Genomic DNA, 16,586 nt, shown 5'->3' on the forward strand with positions numbered 1-16,586 from the left:
ACTAACTTGCATTAATGGCCTGAGTGACAGCACTGCGCGCCTGATCGACGACGCTTGCCCGCCAGCTGCCATCATCTGGATAAAACGCGTCCCGCATCTTCTGCTTGATCGCAGAAGCATCGCTTCCGGCTGGATCGCCATGCGCGGCAAGCCAGTTGTCCCACCGCAAAGCCCCCAGAACCGAAACCGGGTCCTGCGTGCCATATTCGAGGGCAATGCCCGCAGCATCCATATCCGGTGAAACCGCGTCAAAAAAGGCGCCGCCCATATCACCTGCCACCACAGCGGACACGCTGTCGCCGCCCGCCAGATCGGTCACGTCCGCGCCCCAGATGCGTTGGGCCCTTTTAACGTCGCTCGACGTCCCAAGCCCCAATTTCTCCCCATGGCCAAACGGGCCAAGCCCCGTGTGGATGTCAATAAAGCGAAACCGGGTCGCCTTGCTCGCAAGGCTCTGCATCAAAGTCCGAACCATTCCGTTGGACCATGAAGGCGCCGTCCCGCCAAAAAACAGCCCGTCCGGGCAGGTATACTGCCCGCCACTCACGGCCTGACGGAAGGCATCCATCCCGTGGGCGCCAATCCAGGTCAGCACTTCCCCATCCCAATGCTCCGGACGGTCGCCATAGTCCGCAGGCGCGATAATCGGGTGGATGGCTTCATAGGCTGAACTGTCTGGATGGCTGGACATGTGATCCACAAAATTCCGGTTGAGGTCGATATTTTCTTCATTCACACGTCTTTGGTGTGAAAATCCATATGGATTTACCGCGTGCACAAGAACGATCCGGGTATCTGTCGGCAAGGTGGCAAACAGGCCCGCCTGTACCAGGGATATCTGGCAGCCTGATCCACAATAGCCCTCAATCCCGTGCGTCCCTGATGTGACAAGCACCACGTGGGACGCGTCCTTTGGACCCTTTGAGGCAATGTCCGCGTAGAGCGCTTCTCCATCGCGACCTGTCGCAGTCGTGTTCTGAACAGCCTCCAGCTCAAACCCGGCCGCCTCACAGGCAGACAGAAACTTTGTGCGGGCCTCAGGGTAGGACGCCGAAAAACAAGCCTCCACGTCAGGCATGCTTGCGTCGGACATCAGTTTCTAACTCCAGGCAGGGCGCGGCGTCACAATGGGCCAACGCGGGTTGAACTTGTCAAAGAGGCCCGCCAGCTCAGCAAAAGCCAGCGCTTCACCTTCTATCTCAAGCTTACCGTCTCCCATCAGGGTCGCAGCATCCCTGACCTGAAGCATCAACAGTTTGAAATCCAGGGTCGCCAGTTTGAGCGTCGCCGTTGGACGGGGGTTCGAGCGCCCCGGGAAATAGTTGAGCACGCAATTCTCCAGCGTCAGCTCATAGCTCTCCTTGGTGTCCGTAAACTCGAAGTTGAAGGCAAAATTCTTGCCGTCTGCCTTGGGGCCATTGAGCCGAACAGCCATTGCCTGAAACAGGTTTTCAAGCGGCATGCCGGCAGCCATGCCCTCACTGACCTGCAGGGGCCGACCTTCCGGCACACCGTGACGCAGCTCCAGCGCACCACACAGATAGAAATTGCGCCACGGCCCGGATTCAGCCTGATACCCCAGCTGCTCAAGGGCATCCGCCGCCAGCAATTTCGCCTCGGTATTGGTCTCGTCTGCCATGATCACGTGGTTCAGCACTTCGGCCACCCAGCGATAATCACCGTCATCAAACGACTGCCTGGCCTGCGCAATCACATTGTCGGCGCCGCCCATGAATTTAACATAGCGGGCACCTGCTGCCGTGGGCGGGTGCGGGAAAAGATTGGCGGGATTGCCGTCAAAATGGCCCAGATACTTGACGTAAACAGCCTTCGCGTTGGCTGCGAGCGCGCCGTAATAGTCGCGGTTGTAGAATTCCTTTGCCAGCGACGTGGGCAATTCAAGCTGCTCGGCGACTTCTTCCTTGTTGTAACCCAAGTTCGCCAGACGCAGCGACTGGTCATGCACATATTTGTAGAGGTCACGCTGCTTCTTGAGGTAGTCCACCGCCCGCTCACGGCCCCAGATGGGCCAGTGGTGAGAGGCAAACTCGACTTCCAGCCGATCGCCGAACAGATCAATGCTTTCATTGATCTGAGCTGACCAGGCCAGCGCGTCACGCACCTGCGCACCACGCGGCGTATAGACATTATGCATGTGGTGAGACGTGATCTCTGACATGCAAAGCGCTTTGAACTGCGGGAAAAAGAAGACCATTTCCGCAGGCGCCTCGGTGCCCGGGGTCATCTGAAATTCAATTTCAATCCCGTCCAGGACCCGCGTTTCACCGGTTTCACAGATCTCGTCATTTGGGGGCACAAATCCCGTCGTCCCCATGGAGAGGGCCGCGCCAAGCCCGGTCGTCAAAAACGCCTTTGGATCCGGCTTCAGCAGATTACCGTACATATAGGTCGCGCGCCGCTGCATGACCGGACCCGCCAGGACGTTTTCGGACAGGGATTCCTGGGTGAACCCGACCGGTGTGACCAGCGGAATCTTGCCCGAAGCCACATCAGCAGGATCAACTACGCCCAATGTTCCCGCAAAATGGTCTGCGTGACTGTGGGTGATGATGATGGCCTTGACCGGCCGCTCTCCAAGCTCCCTGTTGGCAAGCGCCAGGGCGGCGGCGGAGGATTCAGACGATGTGAGCGGATCGATTACAATCCAGCCCGTTTCACCCTTGATGAGGGTCATGTTGGCAATATCGAAGCTGCGCACCTGATAAATGCCCGACACCACTTCAAAAAGCCCATGATTGAGGCCGTTGAGCTGCGCCATACGCCACAGGCTCGGATTTGCCGTGGCGGGGGCCTCACCTTCCAGGAATTTCACCGCCTCAAGGTCATAAGTCGTCTTGCCATCACTCTCCCGGGTGATGGTGATGGGATCAATGGTTGCAATGAAGCCGCGACCCGCATCCTCAAAGCTTTGCCTGTCTGAAAAATCCAGAACGCCATCCATGACCGCCGCATTGGCCGCAGCGGTTGTGGCGCTGGCCTCTTTTGGATTGATGTCCGACATTCCCTGATCCTCTCCCAAAATCACGCCGCATTTTGTGTGGTTTGCAGCGCGCGCTTTCACATTTTCTGGCAGTATGCGCGACCCGTAGCGTCTTCGCCATGAGTTTGATGACAGACATTATCCAACCAGCCAAAAAGTCTTCCTTTCTGAACTTCATTTGGCAGTTCATTCGAAATCCGAAAAGCGTCGGCGCTATTGCACCGTCGGGCGCCGTCCTGTCTCGCAAGATGGCGACCGGACTCGATGCGAACTCAAGGGTGCTGGAGCTGGGAGGCGGTACCGGCACGCTGACACGCGGCATCGCGAATGCAGGTGTCACCGGCAGCAATCTGACAGTGATCGAAATGAACCCGGACTTCATCCGCTCGCTCACCGAGCAATTCCCCGGAGCACGCATTGTCGATCATTCTGCTTTTGAAATTGAGACGCTGCCCGCAGAGGTGTGCGACCTCAATGCTGTTGTCAGCGGCTTGCCGCTTGTGAACATGTCACGCGACAACCATCGTGCGATCATGCGCGGCGCCTTCAGCCGACTGAAGCCGGGCGGGTGCTACCGGCAATTCACCTACCGGCCGCGCTGCCCGATTGGTCCTGATGTCCTGGAAGAGTTTGGCCTCAAGGCGACCTATGAAGCGATGGCGCTGCGCAATCTGCCTCCCGCCTTCGTTTACAGGATCGAGCGCACCTAGACCCCGTTTGCCTTGAAGAAAGCTGCCAACTTCGCTGCAAGCTCATCCTGCTTCGTCGCCGAGAAGAAGTGCCCGCCGGTATAGGTGTGCACATCAGCGGCTTCATAATTGTCAATGGCTGCCTCAACGGTCTCGGGCAATATCTCAGGATCATCCGTTGCGTAAACAAACTGCGTCGGAATATCAGCAGCAGCAATAGTCACGTGATCCGCAAGGCGGCTCGACATGGCATCACCGGTCAGCATGGACATCAGCATGCGTTGCGTACCCTCGACTTCAAACTGTGTCTTGAAGTGGTTCACCACGCGCCGCTGCTCTTCGGTTTCAACCCCGAAGCTTTCTCCACGATCAATGATCGCAGGCACCATGAGCAGGCGGCCGATCAGCGGCTTGACCACTGGCAGACTGGCAACTTGCAGCAGTCCACTGCGCGGCGCTTCAATAAGCGGCACCTGGAAACCCAGACCTGTCACCCGATCAGGATGGGCCGCTGCAAATCGGGCAATGACAGCCCCGCCAAATGACACCCCATAGAGCGACGTACGCTCGATCTGCAAATAATCGAGCAAGCCGAGCAATTGCTCACGCATGAAGTCGATGGAAAGGTCAGCATCCGGACGGTCTGAAAAACCGCGCCCATACTGATCGTAAGAAATGACCCGGTAACCCGCATTCAGAAAGGGCTGGTAGTACGCTTCGTAAGCAACCGACCCCAGCGTTGCACCATGCACAATCACCAGCGGTGTTGCATCCTTCGGACCCATGTCCTTATAGGCCGTGACACCAGTAGCAAGGGCCACAGTCTCATATCCGGAGCCCGTGCGGAATTCCTCTGCTGTCATTGTCTCGCGATCTGCCAGCGCATACGCGATAGCGACACCAACAACGAGCACTGCCAGAACGCCAATAATCCAGAACTTCCACATGAGGTCGCCTCCCGGTCTGAGTTGCGTTGCTAGTTCAGCATCTCAAGAGCAATGGCCGTTGCTTCGCCACCACCAATGCACAGGGAAGCAACGCCCTTTTTCTGACCTCGAGTGCGCAGGGCATTCATGAGTGTGACCATGATGCGGGCACCAGATGCGCCAAGCGGGTGTCCAAGGGCACACGCGCCACCATTCACATTGACCTTGTCGTGAGGCAGGCCAAGGTCATGCATCGCGGCCATGGCAACAACGGCGAAGGCCTCATTCACTTCATAGAGATCGACGTCATCCGTCGACCAGCCTGCGCGGTCAATGACCTTCTCAATGGCCTTGACCGGTGCCGTTGTGAACCACTCAGGCGCATGAGAGTTCGTCGCGTGCGCCCGAATGGCAGCGATGGGTTTGAGACCGCGCTTCTCAGCTTCAGACTGACGCATCATGACGAACGCGGCAGCCCCATCTGAAATGGAACTGGAGTTGGCCGCCGTGACCGTTCCGTCCTTGCGGAACGCTGGCCGCAGATTGGGGATCTTTTCCGGTGACGCTTTGAACGGCTGCTCATCGGAGGAGATCGTTACTTCGCCTTTGCGGGTCTTGATGGTGAGCGGTGCAATTTCGCCGTCAAAGCTGCCATCTTCGTTTGCTGTCTTGGCGCGTTTCAGGCTCTCAATCGCGTAGGCGTCCTGGGCTTCGCGCGTGAACTGGTACTTTTCAGCTGTGTCTTCCGCAAACGTGCCCATGGCACGGCCTTCTTCATAGGCATCTTCCAGGCCATCAAGGAACATGTGGTCTTTCACTTCACCATGGCCGATACGCATGCCGCCGCGGGCATTGGGCAGAAGGTAGGGCGCATTGGTCATGCTCTCCATACCACCAGCGACCACAATGTCAGCGGAGCCAACCAGGATACCGTCATGGGCCAGCATCGCAGCTTTCATGCCTGAGCCGCACACTTTGTTGATGGTTGTTGCACCTGCTTCATCGGGGATACCTGCGCGGCGTGACGCCTGACGCGCCGGCGCCTGTCCGGTCCCGGCGGGAAGCACTAGCCCCATGATCACTTCATCCACCTGGTCGGCCTCAAGGCCTGCATCTTCGAGGGCGGCCTGAATGGCGTGCGTACCAAGGTCCGGTGCGCTGACAGCAGACAGATCACCTTGAAACCCACCCATGGGCGTGCGTTTGGCACCAACGATTACAACGGGATCTTTTTCCATCGGACTTGCTCTCTTCTTTGAAGATGATCTGCGGATGACGGCCTTCAGCCGACAAATTTCAATATGGGCGCGGTTTTAGCGTATGGCGCCGGTGATTGAAAACGTAAAGCTGTCGTTCCGGTCAATCACCACATGGGCACGTGCGGGCATCTCGTCCCAAATCCGCAGGGTCAAGCGCTCATAATGCGCCACAAACCGGCGCACCGCGGCCTCGTCCATGGTGGGCTTGTCAGGTTCAGCGGCAGCAAGCCCTGCTTCCTGCTTGATGCGGGAGCGAACCACGCTCTCAATCCCCGGCACGCGGATTAAAATGAGCGGATCAAGCTCGCCCCAGATGGGCCAATAGTCATTGGCCAGAGCTCCATTCCACCATCGCCACCACACGCCATCAGGGTCTTCCGCGGCTTCAAGATCGTTGATCGGCCCACGCCAGCCATCCTCTGCCTCTGGCTGAGCACCCACGCACCAGCCTTCAAACAGAACCACATCCGGACGCCCCACATACGCGCGCCACTGGTCTATCGGTAGACGGTCATCATCGAGTTTCGAGAAGACGGGAAGCGATGTCGTGTGTTGCGGCCCCGCAGAGGCAAGCGCTGAAAGGGTTGCAGAAAACAAGCCCATGTCATGGGTCCCGGGCACACCTCGGGTGACACACAGCGGATGGACATCATCACCCAGCGCAGTTCGGGCTGCTTTGGGCAAATAGAAATCATCCAGCGACAGCGTCAGTGCCCGCTTGCCGTGTTTGGCGAGTTCTGCTTCCAGCGCGTGCGCCAGAGTTGTCTTGCCGGAGCCTTGAGCGCCACAAATGCCCGCAACAACCATTCCGGTTTGTCCGGGTACGGCAGCGAGCAACCTCTCTGCCAATGGCGGCAGCAGGGCGACAAGACTTGGGTCAATTGATGCGCCGTCAGTAATCACACGACTGTCTGGTAGGCCGCAAAGCACATGGCAAGACCCGCCACATAGGTTCCCAGCGCACCCACAGCTTTAAGCACATGTGGTTTTTCAAGAGTCTTGCAGGTCAAAAACCCCAAGACCACGAGATAGCGACTGACAGCGGCAACAATCATCGCCCAGCCAACCCAGGCCGCTACATCCTGCGTACCAAGGTAAAGCGTGAGTATCGCGAGAATAGGCACATACTCAGCGGCATTGCCGTGTGCCCGCACGGCTTTGTTGAGTCCACTGGTCGGGTCCGCTTCAATGCCCGTGATCACGTTGGTTCGCCCACGCTGGACCGACACCCAGAACCCCAGCAGAAAGATAAGAAGCGCCATCGCAACGACGCACAGAACAGCAATGCCCATGTAGAAACTCCCCTTGTAACTGTGCCGTTAAGCCGACACTTGTTCAAAGCCTAGCATGCACCAAAAGCCGCGTTCAAAAGGCTATTCGTTGAACAGCCTGCGCGTGCCCATGGATTCAATCGCCTCGGCGATACGCGACACTGCAATACGATACGCCGCAGAGCGCAAATCCGTATCATCGTCCTCAGCCCGGCTTGCAACAGCTTTTGCCATCCGTTCCATGCGGGCATCCAGATCCGCAAACACTTCATCGCGCCCCATTTGCTCACCGGTGCGGTTTTGAACCCACTCAAGATAGGAGACACTGACCCCACCTGCGTTCGCGAGAATGTCAGGCACAACATGGACACCGCGCTCTGTCAGCCGGTCCGCGCCTTCTACGGTGCACGCCTGATTTGACACTTCAACAACGACACCGCCCGCGACGTCGTCAGCATTTGTTTCATCGATCCAGCCACCCAGTGCAGCGGGCACCAGTACATCTGCCTCCACTTTGCGCAGATCATTGTCCGCCACCGCGTCGGCAAAGCCCTTGATGCCACCATTTTCGGATTTGTAGCTTTCGGCCTTCTTGGGATCCAGCCCATTAGCTGAATAGACGGCACCGGACGAGTCTGAAATGGCAACAATTCGGAACCCGGCATCGTGCATGTCGTTGGCAAATTGAGCACCGGCATTGCCAAAGCCCTGGATGGCAAAACTGGCATCATCAGAAAGCTCCAGATGCTCTTTCAAGGCCATCACGACCTTTGCCGCCCCCCGACCCGTCGCTTCCGTTCGTCCCTCGATACCGCCCAGCACGATCGGCTTGCCAGTGATGCTGGCCGTCTGCGCAGTGCCTTCCAACGCCGCCAACTCGTCTGCCATCCAGGCCAGAACCGTGCCGTTGGTATTGACGTCCGGGGCAGGTACATCGCGACCAACTCCCAGGTCCTGGCGCAGGGCGCGCACATAGCCCCGCGCCACACGCTCCAGTTCATGGCGGCTCAGTTCGCCTGGATCGACGGCAACGCCACCCTTGCCGCCACCAAACGGCAGCTCGGCCAGGGCTGTTTTGAAGGTCATCAGGAAAGACAGTGTCTTGACCTCTTCGGCATCAACCGAGGGGTGAAAGCGAATGCCGCCCTTGGCCGGGCCCAGCGCATTTGAATACACCGTCCGCCAGGCCGGGAAGGTCCGCAAAGAGCCATCTCCCATACGCACATTGATACTGGCTGCGACAGATCGTGTGGGATGCCTCAGCACCTCACGCACGTCGACATTCAGGTCAAGGGCATCTGCTGCGCGCTCGAGGAAGGCGCAAACATCAAGGGGGGAAGAAGACATGAAAAACGCTCCGGTCTATAGCTATTGAGCCTTCATATGGGTCAGCGACGAGGGACTGCCACTCACAAGAATTTGTCATTACCGCATTGAGCACGAGGTAGCGTACACTTTCATGAATCCACATGAGCCTGTTTCCAGCACGGACGCATCGGCGTCTCATATACGGTGCTTTGTCACAGGGTAGCCAACCGCCGGACACCTTCGAAAGCCATGCAGCGTTCACACCGTCACACCGCATCAGTCTTCGCCACCCTTCTCGCCTTGACCATGGCGTCGCCGGTGCTCGCTCAGGGGCGCGGCGGTCCCGCACAGGTGTTTGCGCAAGAGGCGACAACAAGCCGGTTCGTGGACCGGCTCGAAGCCATTGGCACCCTTAGAGCAAACGAGACTGTCGAAATTACCGCGACTGTCACCGACACGGTGACCGGCGTCTATTTCGATGACGGCGCCAGGGTAGGTGTGGGTGACACGCTGCTGACCATGGCCGACGGCGAGGAGCGTGCCCTGCTGGAAGAAGAAAACGCCGCGGCGGAAGAAGCCCGACGTCAGCTCAATCGGGCCAGAACCCTTGTTGGCCAAGGGACGATTTCCCGCTCTGTTCTTGATGAGCGCAATCGGGCCTATGAAACTGCGGTTGCCCGCAGGCGGGCCCTCCAGTCCCGCTTGAAAGACCGCGTCATCACAGCCCCCTTTGATGGTGTCGTTGGTCTTCGCCGCATCTCGGTCGGCGCCCTGGTTACTCCGGGCGATGTCATTACCCGCATCCATGATGACGGTGTGATGAAACTCGATTTTTCGGTGCCCTCCACCTTCCTGTCATCTCTCAAGCCGGGCATTGCCATTCGCGCCAAGGCCCGCGCCCTCGCAGGGCAGGAGTTTGACGGTGAAATTTCGAGCCTCGACAACGAGATTGATCCTGTAACCCGTTCAATCATCGTGCGAGCCCTCCTGCAAAACGAAGACCGCGTGCTGCGCCCGGGCCTTCTCATGTCGGTTGAACTGTTGCGCAACCCGCGCGACGCCGTCGCCATTCCCGAAGAAGCAATCGTTCCCATAGCGCGCGAGACCTACGCATTTGTGGTTGTCGAAAAAGACGGCTCCCTGATTGCCGAGCGCCGCCGCATTATCATCGGCGCCCGGCGCCCGGGTGAGGTGGAAGTGACGGACGGGCTTCGCGCAGGCGAAATCATCGTCACACGGGGCGCCGGTCAGTTGCAGCCGAACCAGGCAGTCATCGTCCGGGCGACCGGCACGCAAGGCGACACACTTGAGAACCTTTTAGGGTCTGACGCCGCCACCAATACGCCCGCCGACGGATAAGCAAACAGGATACCTCCCATGTTTCTCTCAGACCTCTCCGTCACCCGACCAGTCTTCGGCATGGTGCTGGGGATGCTGCTCGTTGTCTTCGGCATTGTGTCCTTTACGCAGCTTCCCTTGCGGCAATACCCAGACATCGACCCCCCTGTCGTCACCATCGAAACCAGCTATCCCGGCGCTGCCGCATCCATTGTCGAGTCGCGGATCACCGAAATCATCGAAGACCGCATCTCCGGTGTCGAAGGTGTGGATTTCATCCAAAGCAGCAGCGAAGACGGCGAGAGCAATGTCACCATCCAGTTCAAGACCGGGCGTGATGTGGACTCTGCTGCCAATGACGTTCGTGACCGCGTGTCGCGTATTCTCGACAACCTTCCAGAAGAAGCCAATCCGCCGGAAGTCCAGAAGCGCGATGCCAATCAGGACGTCATTGTGTGGCTATCCCTCTCCAGCCCCGAAATGTCTGTCCTTGAGCTGACGGATTTCGCCGAGCGCTATGTACTGGACCGCTTCTCGGTTCTGCCCGGCGTGGCACGTGTCCGCCTGTCGGGTGCTAAAAGCTACGCCATGCGCATCTGGCTGGACCGCCTGGAAATGGCAGCCCGTGGTCTGACCGCATCAGACGTAGAACGCGCTTTGCGCGCGGAAAACGTCGAGCTCCCCGCAGGCAGTGTGGAAAGCCTGGAGCGGCAGTTCACCGTGCGGGTCGCCCGCTCTTTCAATGATGCAGACGACTTCGCTCATCTCGTGCTGGCCCGAGGCGATGATGGCTACCTCGTTCGCCTGGGCGACATCGCGCGGGTGGAACGGGCAGCAGCTGAAGACAGGACTTTCTTCAGGGGCAACACATTGCCCCGTGTCGGCCTGGGCATCGTCAAGCAGTCAACCGCCAACACCATCGACGTCGCGCGTGGTGCGAAGGCCGAAGCAGACCGCCTGAACCCAACGCTGCCGGAAGGCATGTCAGTCACCGTCAGTTTTGACACATCCATCTTTGTGGAAGGCGCCATCAACGAGGTTTACAAGACACTCGCCATTGCCATGATCCTTGTTGTGCTGGTTATCCTGGCGTTTCTCGGCAATCTGCGCGCAATGCTTGTGCCCGCGGTCACGGTGCCGATTTCCATCATTGCAAGCTTCACTCTTGTCCTGATCCTCGGGTTTTCAATCAACCTGCTGACACTCCTGGCCCTTGTTCTGGCGATTGGCCTGGTGGTGGATGACAGCATTGTTGTGCTTGAGAATATTCAGCGCCGAATGGATGAACTCAAAGAGACGCCCCTCGTCGCCGCCTTTGAAGGCACCCGTCAGGTGGGTTTTGCCGTCATCGCGACCACCATGGTCCTGATTTCCGTGTTCGTGCCTATCGCCTTCACAGAGGGCGACATCGGTCGGCTGTTTGCCGAGTTTGCCCTGACCATGGCCGCTGCAGTGGCCATCTCAAGTCTTGTGGCACTCACAATCTCCCCAATGATTGCGTCCAAGATTCTCAAACCGAATAGGTCAGACAGCAGCATCGGTGCCCGCGTCGAAGCGCTGCTGCTGTCTTCGCGCAACAGGTACGCCCACGCGTTGGAGTGGTCATTGTCCCGCCCGCTCATTGTCGGTGGCGTGTTTGCTGCCTTGCTGGTCGGCACAGCTGGATTGTTCACCCTGTTGCCCAGTGAATATTCGCCCCGCGAGGACCGAGGCGCCTTCTTCATCATTGTCAACGGACCCCAGGGGGCAACCCACGACTATATGAGCGAATACATGGACGAGATCGAGGCCCGGCTCGTGCCTTATCTCGACAGCGGGGAAATGCACACCCTGCTCGTCCGCAGCCCGCGCAGCTTTGGCAATATCACCAATTTCAATACCGGCATCGTTATCTGCGTCCTCAATGACTGGTCCGATCGACGCTCTGCCTTTGTCATCATTGATGAAGTGCGCCAGCGCCTGTCCGATCTGCCAGGCGTCAGTGCCTTCCCGGTCATGCGCCGCGGTTTTGGCGGCGGCTCCAGCAAGCCGGTTCAATTCGTTATTGGTGGCGGCACCTATGATGAAATTGCTCAGTGGCGGGACATCATTCTGGAGGAGTTGGAAACCAACAATCCAGGCTTGAGCGGCCTCGACTGGGATTACAAGGAAACCCAGCCGCAGGTAGAAGTCGACGTGGACTATGACCGCGCAGCCGAACTCGGCGTCACAGTGTCGGAGATCGGCAGAACACTTGAGACCATGCTGGGCTCCCGCCGCGTCACTACCTACATCGATGGCGGGGAAGAATACGACGTCATCCTGGAAGGCGAGCGCGACGCCCAGCGCACCCCAACCGACATGCAGAACATCTATGTCCGCTCCGCGCGCAGTGATCGGCTGATCCCCCTGTCGAACCTGGTGACAATCAGGGAGTTTGCAGGATCGACGACCCTCAACCGCTACAACCGCATCCGCTCCATTACCATTGAAGCCAATCTGGAGGACGGCCTGTCACTGGGAGACGCGATTGCGCATCTCAACCAGATTGTTGACGACAAGCTGCCGGATACTGTCGTGGTTGATTACAAGGGCGAGTCCCGTGACTTCTTCGCGGCTGGCGGCGCTCTGCTCTTTGTCTTCTTGCTGGGAATAGCCGTTGTTTTCCTGGTGCTGTCCGCTCAGTTCGAGAGCTTCATTCACCCACTTATCATCATGCTGACCGTCCCCGTCGTCATCGGCGGCGGGCTGCTGGGGCTCTGGCTTACGGGCTCCAGCCTCAACATTTACAGCCAGATCGGTCTTGTCATGCTGGTCGGCCTTGCAGCCAAGAACGGCATTTTGATTGTGGAATTTGCCAACCAGCTGCGTGATCAGGGCGTTGAATTTGCCGACGCCTTGCGCGAAGCCTCCATCACGCGTTTCCGTCCCATCCTGATGACGGGCATCACAACCGCGGCAGGCACATTCCCCCTGATACTCGGCTCAGGTGCTGGCGCAGAAACACGTGCCGTCATTGGTATTGTCGTTCTGGCAGGCGTGCTGACATCCGTGGCACTCACCCTCTTCGTGGTGCCCGTGACCTACAACATCATGGCGCGCAACACGGGTTCACCCGGTGATGTTCGCCGCCGCCTCTTCCGCGAGCGCCCGTCTAGTCAGCCTGCCGAGTAACTTTGCGTGGCGCCAATCCTTCAAGCAACCAGGCAAGTGCGGGCAGCAGCGTGACGGCTCCCACCATGTTCACCAGGAACATGAAGGACAGCAGCAGCCCCATATCCGCCTGGAACTTGAGCGCCGAAAACGCCCAGCTTGCCACGCCGATTGAGAGCGTCAGACCAGTAAACACAACTGCCATGCCGGTTTCCTGCATGGCCTGCGGAAACGCGTCCTGAAGACGGATGCCTGCCTCCAGCCGGAACTGCAGTCGGTTGTAGATGTAAAAGGCATAGTCCACACCGATGCCGACCGCGAGCACCAGCACCGGCAGCGTTGACGACTTGAGACCAATGCCAAGCTCCGTCATGAACCAGTAGCCCATGAACGTGGCAACAAGCAGCGGTGCGCAACAGCAGATGATGGCGCGCCAGTCGCGATAGGCAAACCCGACCAGCACGATGATTGCGCCGAACACGTAGAGCAGCATCGGCAACTCGTTTTCGCTGATCACTTCATTGGTTGCAGCAATGATGCCTGCATTGCCGGTTGCCAGCCGCAGGGTCAGACCCTCAACGGGGTAATCCGCAATGTAGCTTTCAGCGGCCGCCACCACGCGCTCGACCGTTTCAGCCTTGTGATCCGTCAGGAATGCAATCACCGGCATCACGTTGCATCGCCGGTTGATAAGGCCAGTGCTGGACGGGATGGGTGATGTGATGAGACCAAGCGTCGTGGGGTTGCGTGGCAGATGCGACCAGCGCAGGTCGTCTTCCATCCACAGGCGCATATTGTTGCGGGCAACGGTGGCCGTAGACACAACAGCCGCGACACCGGGCACATTGCTGAGGTGCCAGCCATAGTCTTCCAGCGCCTTCATGTAGGTGTGGTCGATGCACGCCTCACCAGGAAGTTCCGCCACGGTGATAAAGGCATCAAGCGAGATGGCGAAATTGTCGGTTACGAAATTCACATCCTGATTGTAACGGGCATCTTCCCGCAGTTCCGGCAGGCCTGCATGGAGGTCACCCACATGCCGGTCGCGGGACTGATAGATCGACACGACAAAAAGAACCGCACCCAGCAGCAAAATGAGTTTTGCGGGTCCAGGGCGCGCCACGCCGCCCAGCTTCTTCATCAGGCTCGCACGCGACGCACGCAGCTTGGAAATCTGCGCAACAAAATTTGCGCGCGGTTTCATGTACGAGGCCAGCAGGGGCAGCATAATGAGGTTCGAGATAATCTTGAGCGCAATACCCACCGTGGCGACAATCGCCATCTCCTGAATGATGGGTATGGGCACGAGCGCCAGGGTGAGGAAACCGACAAGATCAGTGATCAGCGCCATGGAGCCCGGCAGGAACAACCGACTGAAAGTCGACCGCGCAGCCGTCTCGGCGGTCGCACCGTCAATCAGCTCGCTGGTGAACAGATTGATCTGCTGCACCCCGTGACTGACACCGATGGCATAGACTAGGAAAGGCACAAGGATTGCCAGCGGGTCCAGGCCATAGCCCAGCAAATAAAGTGCCCCAAACTGCCAGACAACGGACACGAGCGAGCTGCCCACAGCCAGCAGCATCAGCTGGAAGGACCGTGCGTAGAGATAAACAGCGATGGCGGTGAGGATGAGCGCCAGACCCATGAAATAGACGACGCCAGCCGCCCCGTCCGCAATGTCACCAATACCTTTGGCAAATCCGATGATGCGGATGGTGGTCTGGTCATCTTCAAACTTGCCGCGCAGTCCGATTTCAAGCTGATGGGCGAGCTCGATGTAATCCAGTCGCTCGCCGGTGATCGGGTTGATCTCCGCGAGTTCGAACCGGATCAGGACGGCGCTGTTGTCGTGCGCCACATACTGGCCTGCAAATCCGCCGCGTACGGTATCAACGCGAATGCGTTCGAGGGCTTCTGCAGTAATACGTTCCCGGGTTACGCTGGCAGGGATCAGATTGTAAGCCTTGAACCCTTCTTCATTGATTTCCATCACCCGCGTATTGGGCGTCCACATGGAACGGATGGTCGCGCGGTCCACACCAGGCAGATAGAAGACTTCGTCGGAGATATCGTAATAGCGCTGGAAAAATTCCGGCGTCCATACGTCACCATCATTGGCTTCGACCGCCACGATCACCGCATTGGCGCCTGGAAGCTTCTCCCGATAGTCCGAGAAGGTCTCGATATAGGGATGCTCGGACGGCAGCTGCTTCAGGAAGCCGGCATCGATTGCCAGTCCACTTGCCAGATACCCGCTGACGAGCGTCAGGAGAACGAAGAAACCAAGAATGGTCCCACGAAAGGCGAACAAAAAACGTTCAGCCCCGGCGACAAACCCGGCCAGGGGACCCGGCGAAGCGGAAGAAGGCGACATAAGCATCCTCGAGGAAAATTGGCGGAGACCGTCCGCTCCATATGTGCTCGCATATCGCAGACGCTCTCACAAGACCCGCACATCATCGGGAGTTTTGCGCACACCTCAGATTCATGGCCAACTGGCCCGGACACATGATTCTTAACGATGCTTGGGAGGCGGCGCATCATGGCTGATGACGACGCAACAAACGGCCAGCTTGTCGCCGCCATGACAGCGCTTTTACCACCATTGTTGGCAGCCATGGACACGCTGGACTACGTCGCGCGCAAGCTGCACCCACCGCAGGTTGATGAGCTGATTGAACATGTGGCCGGTGTCGATATGGCCGTCAGGGATGCCCGTCCGCAGTTTGAAGCCGCCCCCTGGCCCGAACATCTCTTTCCCGTGCGCGACAGGGTACTCAAGGCCGCCGAAGAGATTCTCATGGCCTATGGCGAACTCGCGGCAGCCGGCAATGCAGAGAACGCCATTCTCGAATGCTACAAATCCCTGCGCCACGCATCGCGCGCCAGTGAAGCGATCTACCCGGTCTCAGCCATTCTGCCCCCCGTCAGCCGGTTCTTTCTGGAAGCCTCCATGCGCGATAACAAAGGGAAGATCGAAGCGCTCTCGGCCGGCGCGGACAAGGACAACACAGGCGTCATCGAAGCCAGCAACGCACGCGACCAGCGCGGTGGGTTTTCACTCTATGTACCTGAGGACTATGACGAGGCACGTGCCTACCCGGTCATCATGGCGCTGCACGGCGGTTCAGGTCATGGCAGGGCATTTTTGTGGACATGGCTGCGCGAAGCCAGAAGCCGCGGCGCCATCCTCATATCGCCAACCTCCCGCGGCGACACCTGGTCACTGATGGGGCCAGACGAAGACACACCAAACCTCGAGGCCATGCTCACCCACGTGCGTGAGCGCTGGAACATCGACCCTGCAAAAATGCTGCTCACCGGCATGAGCGACGGCGGCACATTCTCCTATGTGACGGGCCTGCGTGACGATAGCCCCTTCACCCACCTCGCCCCCATGTCGACAGCCTTTCATCCCATGCTGGGTGAGATGGCGTCGCCTGGGCGCCTCAAGGACCTGCCCATCTATGTCATCCATGGAGCGTTGGACTGGATGTTCCCATCCAAGTTCGCGGAGATGGCAGCGCAGACACTCACAGCAGGCGGTGCAAACGTGGAACTGGAAATACTGGCCGACCTGTCTCACACCTATCCGCGCGAAATGAATGCACGCGTGATGGACTGGTTCTTGTCCTGAGGCTCAAAACAAAAAACGCTGC

The 16,586-nt window shown here is 58.5% G+C and carries 12 protein-coding genes; 4 read left to right on the forward strand and 8 right to left on the reverse strand.

Annotated elements, in window-relative coordinates; translation table 11 throughout:
• Nucleotide 1: 1 nt before the first annotated feature.
• Together BN1012_RS13850 and BN1012_RS13855 are read right to left on the reverse strand one after the other, a co-directional pair.
• On the reverse strand, nt 2-1,093 hold the full coding sequence (locus BN1012_RS13850) for a M14 family metallopeptidase (protein WP_052535366.1): 1,092 nt from the start codon (nt 1,091-1,093) through the stop codon (nt 2-4).
• Nucleotides 1,094-1,099: 6 nt separating this feature from the next.
• On the reverse strand, nt 1,100-3,022 hold the full coding sequence (locus BN1012_RS13855) for an alkyl/aryl-sulfatase (RefSeq protein ID WP_043950055.1): 1,923 nt from the start codon (nt 3,020-3,022) through the stop codon (nt 1,100-1,102).
• Between the two features lie 98 nt (nt 3,023-3,120).
• Between BN1012_RS13855 and BN1012_RS13860 the strand changes: the two genes are divergently transcribed.
• Complete coding sequence (locus BN1012_RS13860; protein WP_081826413.1) at nt 3,121-3,711, forward strand: class I SAM-dependent methyltransferase; 591 nt, start codon at nt 3,121-3,123, stop codon at nt 3,709-3,711.
• On the opposite strand, the gene BN1012_RS17090 is transcribed toward BN1012_RS13860, so the two are convergent.
• The 5 genes from BN1012_RS17090 to BN1012_RS13885 form a co-directional block, all read right to left on the reverse strand.
• Nucleotides 3,708-4,637, reverse strand: a complete 930-nt coding sequence (locus BN1012_RS17090; RefSeq protein WP_052535368.1) for an alpha/beta fold hydrolase — start codon at nt 4,635-4,637, stop codon at nt 3,708-3,710. The genes BN1012_RS13860 and BN1012_RS17090 overlap by 4 nt on opposite strands.
• A gap of 29 nt (nt 4,638-4,666) precedes the next feature.
• Complete coding sequence (locus BN1012_RS13870; protein ID WP_043950056.1) at nt 4,667-5,854, reverse strand: acetyl-CoA C-acyltransferase; 1,188 nt, start codon at nt 5,852-5,854, stop codon at nt 4,667-4,669.
• A gap of 75 nt (nt 5,855-5,929) precedes the next feature.
• Complete coding sequence (locus BN1012_RS13875; RefSeq protein ID WP_043950057.1) at nt 5,930-6,778, reverse strand: hypothetical protein; 849 nt, start codon at nt 6,776-6,778, stop codon at nt 5,930-5,932.
• Complete coding sequence (locus tag BN1012_RS13880; protein ID WP_043950058.1) at nt 6,775-7,167, reverse strand: MAPEG family protein; 393 nt, start codon at nt 7,165-7,167, stop codon at nt 6,775-6,777. The genes BN1012_RS13875 and BN1012_RS13880 overlap by 4 nt, the downstream gene beginning before the upstream one ends.
• A gap of 81 nt (nt 7,168-7,248) precedes the next feature.
• Nucleotides 7,249-8,493: a Glu/Leu/Phe/Val family dehydrogenase gene (locus BN1012_RS13885; RefSeq protein WP_043950059.1), complete on the reverse strand. Its 1,245-nt coding sequence runs from the start codon at nt 8,491-8,493 to the stop codon at nt 7,249-7,251.
• 210 nt (nt 8,494-8,703) lie between these two features.
• On the opposite strand from BN1012_RS13885, the gene BN1012_RS13890 reads away from it, so the two are divergent.
• Together BN1012_RS13890 and BN1012_RS13895 are read left to right on the forward strand one after the other, a co-directional pair.
• Nucleotides 8,704-9,813 carry an efflux RND transporter periplasmic adaptor subunit gene (locus BN1012_RS13890; RefSeq protein ID WP_081826414.1) on the forward strand — a complete coding sequence of 370 codons (1,110 nt, stop codon included), beginning with the start codon at nt 8,704-8,706 and terminating at the stop codon, nt 9,811-9,813.
• Between the two features lie 18 nt (nt 9,814-9,831).
• Nucleotides 9,832-12,945, forward strand: a complete 3,114-nt coding sequence (locus tag BN1012_RS13895) for an efflux RND transporter permease subunit (RefSeq protein WP_043950060.1) — start codon at nt 9,832-9,834, stop codon at nt 12,943-12,945.
• Here BN1012_RS13895 and BN1012_RS13900 read toward each other — a convergent pair.
• Complete coding sequence (locus tag BN1012_RS13900; protein WP_081826415.1) at nt 12,926-15,301, reverse strand: efflux RND transporter permease subunit; 2,376 nt, start codon at nt 15,299-15,301, stop codon at nt 12,926-12,928. The genes BN1012_RS13895 and BN1012_RS13900 overlap by 20 nt on opposite strands.
• Before the next feature lie 168 nt (nt 15,302-15,469).
• On the opposite strand from BN1012_RS13900, the gene BN1012_RS13905 reads away from it, so the two are divergent.
• The gene (locus BN1012_RS13905) at nt 15,470-16,564 is read left to right on the forward strand and encodes a carboxylesterase family protein (RefSeq protein WP_043951127.1); all 1,095 of its coding nucleotides are present in this window, start codon (nt 15,470-15,472) and stop codon (nt 16,562-16,564) included.
• Nucleotides 16,565-16,586: the final 22 nt, after the last annotated feature.

Origin of the sequence: Candidatus Phaeomarinobacter ectocarpi (assembly GCF_000689395.1) — a bacterium.
Lineage (GTDB): Bacteria > Pseudomonadota > Alphaproteobacteria > CGMCC-115125 > CGMCC-115125 > Pyruvatibacter > Pyruvatibacter ectocarpi.